Origin of the sequence: Mycobacterium sp. OTB74, from assembly GCF_029892685.1 — a bacterium.
GTDB lineage: Bacteria > Actinomycetota > Actinomycetes > Mycobacteriales > Mycobacteriaceae > Mycobacterium.
The window spans coordinates 513,308-521,902 of record NZ_JARXVD010000002.1 but is presented as its reverse complement, the minus strand read 5'-3'; the positions used below and the strand labels follow the sequence as shown (position 1 = coordinate 521,902).

Genomic DNA, 8,595 nt, shown 5'->3' with positions numbered 1-8,595 from the left:
AGGCCGGTTGACCCCGATCGAATTCGAAGCAATCATGACCGCACCGGCCAGACAAGCCGCGTGAGAAAACTGTCACCTGATCGTGCAGCAGACCCATATGATGACCGACGAGCTAGCGCGCAGAGTGGTCGAGATCCTCGCCGGTCAGAATCTGCCCGCTGCTCCGACGAGTGCCGACTGTAGCCCAAGTCCTCATGTTGAGTCAGGTGTCGAGCCGGCATTGCTCAGCTTGTTCTGTAGCGAGCTCAACGAAGAACGCAAGCGACGCGGACAGGCGAAGTTCGATGAACGGCTCGTCGAAGACGCCAAACATGACACGTTGTCCAACTACTACGCGTCGTGCGTGCGGAATTTGCCACCAAGCGTCGCCCGCTTCATCGAGTCAGAACTGATCAGCGAACAAGGGTTCCGCAACAACTACGTCCTCGAGGATGCAGTGCCTGCGCACCTTTCCGAGGACGAACTCAACGAGCTGATCGGTTCGCGGCTGCTGAGGCTCGAAGATCGTTACGACGCACCGCGCATTGAGTTGACTCATGACGTACTCACCCCAGCTGTGCGCGAACACCGAGACCGGCGGCGAGTTGAGGAAGAAAAGGCGACGCTTACCAAAGCCGCCGAGCAGGCGGAGGAGCGCGAACGTATCGCCCAAGAGCAAACAGCGGTCGAAGAACGCGCCAAGATCGAGGCTCAGGAGCAAGCGCAGAAACTCAAGAAGAGCACCCGGGCGCTGTGTCTCGCACTGGTCGTGGCCTTGGTGTCAGTCGTCATAGCGGGATTCGGATGGCACAACGCGTGGCACGAGCGAAAGGAAGTTGAAGAGAAAACGCGTCAGGCCGACACAGACCGGCTCACCGCAGAAGGGGAGGCTATTTTAGCAGGCAAACAGCCAGGCAGTGAGTTATCGGCATTTGTCAAACTCATTGCTGCACAGCATATCTCTCCGGAACACACGAATCTCGGTGGGTTGCTCGATGCGCTCAACGATGCGCCGCGCGTGCAGGCAATCTATCCGGCTGTTCGCGCGGTGAGTGGTAATGGTCAGCGTGTTGCATACCGCGGAGCCAAGGGAATTCAGTTGGTTGACACACAGACCTGGAAGTCGATCGGCCCTCCGTTAACCGATCTGCATCGGACTCTGACGGGCCTCAGCTTTACCGGACGCTATCTCGCAAGCTTCAACGCCGACGCCGACAAAGGGATCAGGGTCTGGGATTTTGATGCGGGAAGTTATATCGGGCAACAGATGCTCGGTACGCAGGATGACGTGTGGGATATCGCGGTCAGTGTTGACGGGCGCCGGGTCGCGGCTGTGGACACCAACAAATACACCGTGCGGTTGTGGGACACCACGAGTGGGCGGTTGATCAACACGCTGCAGATCAAACCTGACGCGATAGTTTATACCCTGGAGTTCAGTCCAGACGGGCACCACCTGGCCACGGCGGGCGGCGAGGATAACGTGCGGCTATGGGACGCGGAAACCGGTGCGGCACTTCTTGAAACCGAACAGTCTGTGGATGATCAAATCGGCCCCGGCGACATGATCGAAAGCCTTGCGTTCAGTCCGGACGGCAGCGTCGTGGCTGCGGGCGGGCAAAGTTATGGTCTCGGGCCCATTAGTGGTGGTGAGCCGCTTCGGCTCTGGAACACCAACACCGGTCGGCTGGTCGCGACACCAAAGACCGGCAATTACGGGACGATTAGGTCGTTGGCATTCAGTCCCGATGGGCGCAGGATCGCCACTAGTAGCAATGAGCGGACGGTGCAACTCTGGGACGCGGGCACAGGGGAGCCCATCCGTAATCCGCAGAGTTTCCAATCGCAGGTTCGATCCGTGGCTTTCACCGATCGTGGAAACACCGTCGTGGCGGTCTCAGGAGATGATGTCGAGATCTTGGCGGGCGATCCCGATGCCCGTCTGCCGGTGGAGACGGCGGGTAGCCTGAAAGCTGCCGTGGGTGACTACGAACTTTTTGGTTTGGATGGCACCACAGACTCACTGAAGATCGAAGTGCTCCGGGGCAACGTGCTGCAGTTCTTCAATGTCGACACTGGGCAGCACGTCGAGCACATTTCCAGCGACACATTCGGTTCGGCGTTAAGTGTACAACGAAGCCGTGACGGCCGGTCGCTCGCTATTGTGGGGCAAGACAACATTATTCGCGTCGTTGACGCTGCGACGGGGAAAGTAGCGAGTTCTCCGCTGAAGGGGCACACCGACCGCATAAACGCAGTTGCGTTCAGTCCCGATGGCAACACCATCGCATCCGCCAGCAAAGACGGGACATTACGTATATGGGACTGGCGCAAAGGTCAGCAGATCGGCGAGCCGCTGAACGCACACAATGGCCCGGTTGTGCAACTGATGTTCAGCGAGACCGGTACCCACCTGTTCTCCCGTGGCCACGACGGTTCGGTCTGGATTTGGGACACGACGATAAGGCCGCCGAAGGCTAAGCAGATCGGTGGTCCGGACAGTCCCGATGCATTCACAGCCATGGTAGTGAGCCCGGATAGCAGGCACATCGCAACGGCGTCAGGGAAGGGAACCATCCAACAGTGGGATGTGAGCAGCGCTGCGGCGGAAGGTCTTCCGCTGAAAGGCCACCCCGACGAGGTCAACGATATCGACTACAGTCCCGACGGCCGCTATCTAGTTTCCGTCGGAAACGCCGGTACCGATGACACGCTGCGGTTCTGGGATCTCAAATCTGGACGCGAAATCGGTGAACCAGTGAGCACCGTACCCATGGGCAAGGCCGCCTATGTGTACTTTAGTAAAGACGGACATTGGATTTACGTTATTGCGCAGGGAATGACGTTGGCCGGCAGCGGACCTACCGCCGGTCACAGTTCAATCTGGCGGCTACCTGCCCCGGCCGAGTGGGAACACGCGCTATGCCAGAAACTGATCACCAACCCGAATGACGACGAGTGGAAAGCTTGGGTATCCCCGGACACTCCCTACAAGGACGTGTGTCCCGGAAAGCCCAGAGCGTAGTTGCAGTGTTGCTGGAAACAGAAGTCCGCCAAAAGTGCGAAATGGTCGCCAGTCACATTGGCGTAGTGACTATTTCGTCACCTCCGGGCGGCGGTAGCGTCGCACCATGAAACTGCGCATTCTGGGCTGGCTGCAGGTGGCGGCGGCGGTGGTGGTCTTGCTGGTGAACGCGGTGGTCGTGACGCACATCGGTCGCAGTGCGGCTCCCTTCGGGGGTGGCCACGTGCTGGCGTTGGACGGACCCGATCTGAATGTCCGTGAATACGGACCACCCGGTGACCGTGCTGTCGTTCTGCTGCACGGGTATTCGGCATCCATCGAGTGGTGGGAGAAGGTCGCGCCGGCATTGGCCGCCAACGGGCGTGTGATTGCTGTGGACTTCGTCGGCCATGGTGGATCCGAGGCGCCGACCGATGCCGCGCCCTATCACGCCGACGGTCAGGCTGACGCGGTGCATCGCGCATTGCAGGCATTGGGCGTCCGGCACACCGCGCTGGTCGGGCATTCGATGGGCGGGAAAGTTGCGGCTGCCCTTGCCGCAGAGTACCCGGAAATGGTTGGGCGGGTTGTGGTTTCGGATACGCTGGCGGCTGATGATCTGGCCGCCATGCCGTTGCTCGGTCGGATGGTGTGCTGGCCGGTGGTCGGGCCGGCGATGGATCGATTTCGTGGCGTCGATGCGATCATCGACAGCTCGCTGCAGACTGGCTTTGCCGCAGATTTCCCCGTTCCGCAGTTCGCGCACCGCTCGTTGGAGCAGTTGGCCTACGCCGGGGTGTGCGACTCGAAGGCAACCGGCCGTCCTGTCGCGGAGACTCTAAAGCGGTTGGGTAAGCCGGTGTTGGTGCTGCGGGGTGACCGGGATGTGCTGACACCGACGGGGGCCAACGTCGCGCGCTACACTGCGGTCGGTCTGCCACCGCACATCATCGAAGGCTCAGGGCACAGTCCCATGGTGGAGAAGCCCGACCAATTCCTATCGGCTACAAGCGATTTTGTTCACTGACCCGGACCCGCGAGCAGACGTGCATAGCGATTTGGCGTTTGCATGCAGGGTGGCGACGTCTCGGGCTGTTTGAAGTCGGAGTATGGCAGCGCGTGACCAATTATTGGCGATGTTGCTTGTTGAGGGCTCACGAAATTTGAGTAGTCGTGTACCTATGTCCAGCGTGGGCCTAGTGCTCAGTATGAGAGTTGTTGCCGAACTAAACACCGGTGCGTGGACGAAAGTGGGGATACCGATGGCGAGGTGGAAGTCAAACGGCTGGTGTGTGATCTCGTGTCGCGCGTCTTCTTGAGTTACTCAAGGCGCGACGGTCATCAAGCGGTTGCGCTCAAGCGTTGGCTTGAACAAGCCGAGCCGGGTTTGGTCGGTGAGATCTACCTTGATGTGGATCCGGATACGGGTGTCCGCACTGGTGTGCGGTGGACCGAAGCGCTGTGGCAGGCGAATGCGCGCTGTGAGGCGGTGATTTGCCTTGTATCCAGCAACTGGGCGAACTCTGCGGAGTGTCGTGCCGAGTACCGCCAGGCCGAGGGCATGCACAAGCCAATCTTCTGCGTGCGAATCGAACCATTCACCGAGGACGACGTGACTCGGGCGTGGCAGGGCTGCGACCTGTTCGGTGATGGTCCTGCGGAAGAGATCCGTGTCGACGGTGTCGAGCAACCCGTGAGACTGCAGGTCGACGGCTTGCAACGGTTGCTGGCGGGACTACGCGCGGTGGGAATCGGTGCAGACAGTTTCGAGTGGCCGCCTGAGAGGGATCCGAATCGTTCGCCGTATCGCGGTTGGCAACCGCTCGAATCTATTGATGCCGCAGTCTATTTCGGGCGCGACGCGCAGATCGTCCGTGCTTTGGACGACCTGCGCGAGATGCGTGGCGTGGGCCGCGAGCGGATGTTCGTCATCCTGGGACCCTCGGGCGTCGGCAAGTCCTCGTTTCTGAGGGCCGGCCTGTTGCCGCGCTTGTATCGCGACGATCGACGTTTCTTGACGATGAGCGTGGTGCGCCCGCAGCGGCATGCGCTGACGGGTGAGACCGGCCTGGCGCGCTCGATTCATGACCTCCGTACGGAGGTCGGATTGAGGGGGCAGAGCCTGGGGGAGATCAAGAACGCTATCTCCGACGCGGGCACTGTGTGCGCCTGGCTGGTCGAGGCCGCCGGCGCCGCGCGCCTCCGGTTCCTCGACGCCGAGCCGTCCGAGAAGCGGCCGACGCTGGTGCTGCCGCTTGATCAGGCCGAGGAGTTGTTCGGCGTCGATGCGGGGGACGAGGGGCCGGCATTTCTAGAGCTCGTTGGTCGGCTGTTGAGCGGTGCCGCTACGACCGGGCTGGACATGATCGTGGTTGCAACGATTCGCTCGGATCGGTTTGAGCCACTGCAAACGGCTCCGCAGTTGTCGGCTGTACAGAGTCACCTGTTCGACCGGCTGAAGGCGATGCCGCCCGCACAGTTCACTGAGGTCATTTGTGGGCCCGCCCGAAGGGCAGCAGAGTCTGGGTCGAGATTCGACATTGCTCCGGAACTCGTTGACCGACTTGCTCAGGATGCGTCCGGCGGTGCCGACACATTACCGTTACTGGCGTTGACTTTGTCGCGTCTGTACGAGGACTACGCCGGCAGCGAGGGCGCCGTCACCGTCGAACGCTACGAGGCGATGGGCTGTATGCGCGGGGTGGTGCAGAACGAAATCGACAGCTTGCTGTCGGCGGATCCGGCGCAGCGCTCCGAACAGCTCGATCGACTGCATGACGCATTCATTCCCTGGTTGGCGACGGTGAATTCGGATACCGACCAACCGATGCGGCGAATCGCGCGCTGGGCTGACTTGCCCGAGGACAGCCACGCACTGTTGAACGCTTTCGTCGGTCGGCGACTGCTGGTCAAGAGCGAGCGCAACGGTCAGACCGTTGTTGAGGTGGCTCTGGAGAGCCTGCTGGATCAATGGGATGAGTTGGCGCAGTGGTTACGGGACGAAGTGTCGGATTTGCGCGAAGCCGATGCGGTGGAACGCGCCGCGGTCGGTTGGGAGCGCAGCAGTCGTCACGACGATTGGCTGCTTGACGGTGCGCGGCTGACTGGAGCCGAAACATTAAGTGCACGAACGGGATACGGATCGAGACTACAGCCTACGGCTGAGTTCGTTCTGGCATCGCGGCGTCGAGTCAACGACAAGCTGGAACACGACAAGGCGGCAGCGCAAGCGCATGCGCGCTCACTGCGGCGGCGCTCACAGATACTTGCCGCGTTGTTGGCGGTGATCGTTGTCGTTGCGGGGGTTGCGTTTGTCGGCTTCAACCGTGCGCGGGAGGCAGAACGCCGGGCGGTCGCTGCCAAACTTGTCGCGCAGTCACGAGCGATGTTGGGCGACAACAGGTTGGGTGGTGATCGGCGCGCGATCCAGCAGATGCTGGCGGCGGAGGCATTAGCGCCCGGCACGGATCCGGAATCCGTGCTCAATACCGTGATCGATACCCGGCGATTGGTACGGGTCATCTCATTGCAGACCAACATCACCAACGCCGATGTCAGTCCCGATGGGCGACAGATGGTGTCGTCCGGGGATGACGGGCTTATTCGCAGGTGGGACCTGAAATCCGGTAAGCCGGTTGGCGATCCACTAACGGGACAAACCGGAAAAGCCGGTGCGACGTACGTGCGGGACGGGCGCTGGATTGCCTCGGCGTCGTTTCCAGATTGGACGGTCCGCATCTGGGACGCGAACACCGGCGCGTCGCTGTATGTGATGGCTACTGAGCGCGATGATGTGAAAATGGGCGTGATCAGCTACGACGGCACCGTGTTCGCCACGGCGAATCATGACGGCGCGATACGCCTGTGGGACGTGCGAACGGGCAAGCAGATCGGTGAGCCTATGCGCGGACACGACCCCTGGGTGCTGGCGATGGCATTCAGCCCTGACGGCAATCAGTTGGTTACCGGCGGTAATGATGGCGCGCTGGAACTGTGGAACGTCGGCACTCATTCGCGGGCGAACCAGTTGCTGCCCTCCCATCGGGGACCCGTCATCGGTGTGAACTTCAGCCGTGACGGCCGACGCATCGCGTCAATGAGTTATCTCGTCGGAGACAACGGAGGCAATCCAACGGATGCGACACAGTTGCGCGTCACCGACGATTCATCCGGCAGGCCAATCGTTGACGGGATAACCGAAATCGGTTATGGGGGTTACTCTTTGGCGTTCAGTCCGGATGGCCGACGCATCGCTATCGGAAGCTCCGACGGCAGAATCCGCGTGCGCGATGCAGATACCGGAGAGGCGGTGGGGCAGTCGTTGACCGGTCATACCGGACCCGTCGACACCGTCGTGTACAGCGATGACGGCACCCGCATCGTCAGCGCCGGCGACCACACAATCCACGTGTGGGAGGCCGAGCCTGTTCGGTCGATCGGAACGCAACTTCCCGGATTCACCTCGGCTGGCGCGCTGCCTGCGGCAGTTAGTCCTGACGGACGTATCGTCACGACTCGTGACGTCAACAACCAATCCAACATTGCCTTGTGGGACGTGGATACTGGCGCGCCCATCCGTACGATTCAGACCGGCCAGCTCGGTCCCGTCTCAGCGCTGGCGTGGCGACCGGATGGCAAAGTACTTGCTGCGGCCGACGCGTCCGATAAGACGGTCCGGTTCTGGAACACACAGACGGGCAAGCCCGAGGGCCCGACGTTGACCGGACCCGCTGCGGTTACTGTCGGGTTGTCGTTCAGCCCGGATGGGCGGCACCTGGCTGCCCTTATCGTCGACTCCAATCCGTGGCTTTGGGATATCTCGGCGACTCCGCCTCAAGGTGCCGCCCTGAATGTGGGAGACGAATTCGTAGGGAAGGCGAATTTCAGCGCCGACGGCCATCGATTGATGACCTTTGCACCGATGCATCATGTGCCAGGCGGCGATAAGACCTTGCAGACGGGCAATGTTTTTGATGCTCCCGATATGACGACTTCCGCTGTCCGGGTCTGGGAAACCGACTCCGGGAGGCTGGTAGGTCCGCCCGTAGTCGGGCGCGGCGGCCGCATGACCGACTTGATGGAACTCCCGGATAATGTGCCCGACCTGCCGCTCTCCACTGCCGCGATCACCCCGGACGGCCGACGCGTTCTGGTGGGCACAGCCAAGGCGCTGCGCCCGTACGATTCGGCTACGGGGAAATCAGTCGGCGAGCCTTGGCCAGGTACCACCGATGGCACCACCGCGGTTACAAGTCTGGGCTTGAGCTCCGACGGTGCCTATGCGGTTTCCGCCGATGCGAAGACGTCGGCGCTCCAGCTTCGCGATGCACAGACTGGTCGCTTGATTGGCAGCCCCATGGTTGGGCATGCCGGCAGCGTATGGAGCGTCGAGTTCACTGCCGACGGCAAGCACATCGTGTCCCATGGACAGGACGGATGGATGCTATGGCCGGGCCCCAATGGTTGGCGTGACGAACTCTGTCACAAACTCACCTCGAATATGACCCGAGTGGAATGGTCCGAATGGGTATCGCCGACCATCGACTACCGAGCTCCCTGCCCCTCGCTCGATATACCGGGGTAGCCGCCCCCCTTCCCCCACGAGCAGACGC

Annotated in this window: 3 protein-coding genes; all 3 read left to right on the top strand. The window is 61.3% G+C overall.

The features are described from left to right. The first annotated feature begins 97 nt into the window (after nt 1-97). The 3 genes from M2432_RS05510 (at nt 98) to M2432_RS05500 (ending at nt 8,567) form a co-directional block, all read left to right on the top strand. On the top strand, nt 98-3,004 hold the full coding sequence (locus tag M2432_RS05510) for a hypothetical protein (protein ID WP_280825723.1): 2,907 nt from the start codon (nt 98-100) through the stop codon (nt 3,002-3,004). 106 nt (nt 3,005-3,110) lie between these two features. Beyond that, the gene (locus tag M2432_RS05505) at nt 3,111-4,010 is read left to right on the top strand and encodes an alpha/beta hydrolase (protein ID WP_280825722.1); all 900 of its coding nucleotides are present in this window, start codon (nt 3,111-3,113) and stop codon (nt 4,008-4,010) included. A 213-nt stretch (nt 4,011-4,223) separates the two neighbouring features. Further along, entirely contained in the window at nt 4,224-8,567 is a 4,344-nt protein-coding gene (locus tag M2432_RS05500; protein WP_280825721.1) for a TIR domain-containing protein, read from the top strand. Nucleotides 8,568-8,595: the final 28 nt, after the last annotated feature.

Coding starts and splice junctions, on each gene's coding strand:
- M2432_RS05510 (WP_280825723.1), top strand. CDS start 98: ATGATGACCGACGAGCTAGCGCGCAGAGTGGTCGAGATCCTCGCCGGT.
- M2432_RS05505 (WP_280825722.1), top strand. CDS start 3,111: ATGAAACTGCGCATTCTGGGCTGGCTGCAGGTGGCGGCGGCGGTGGTG.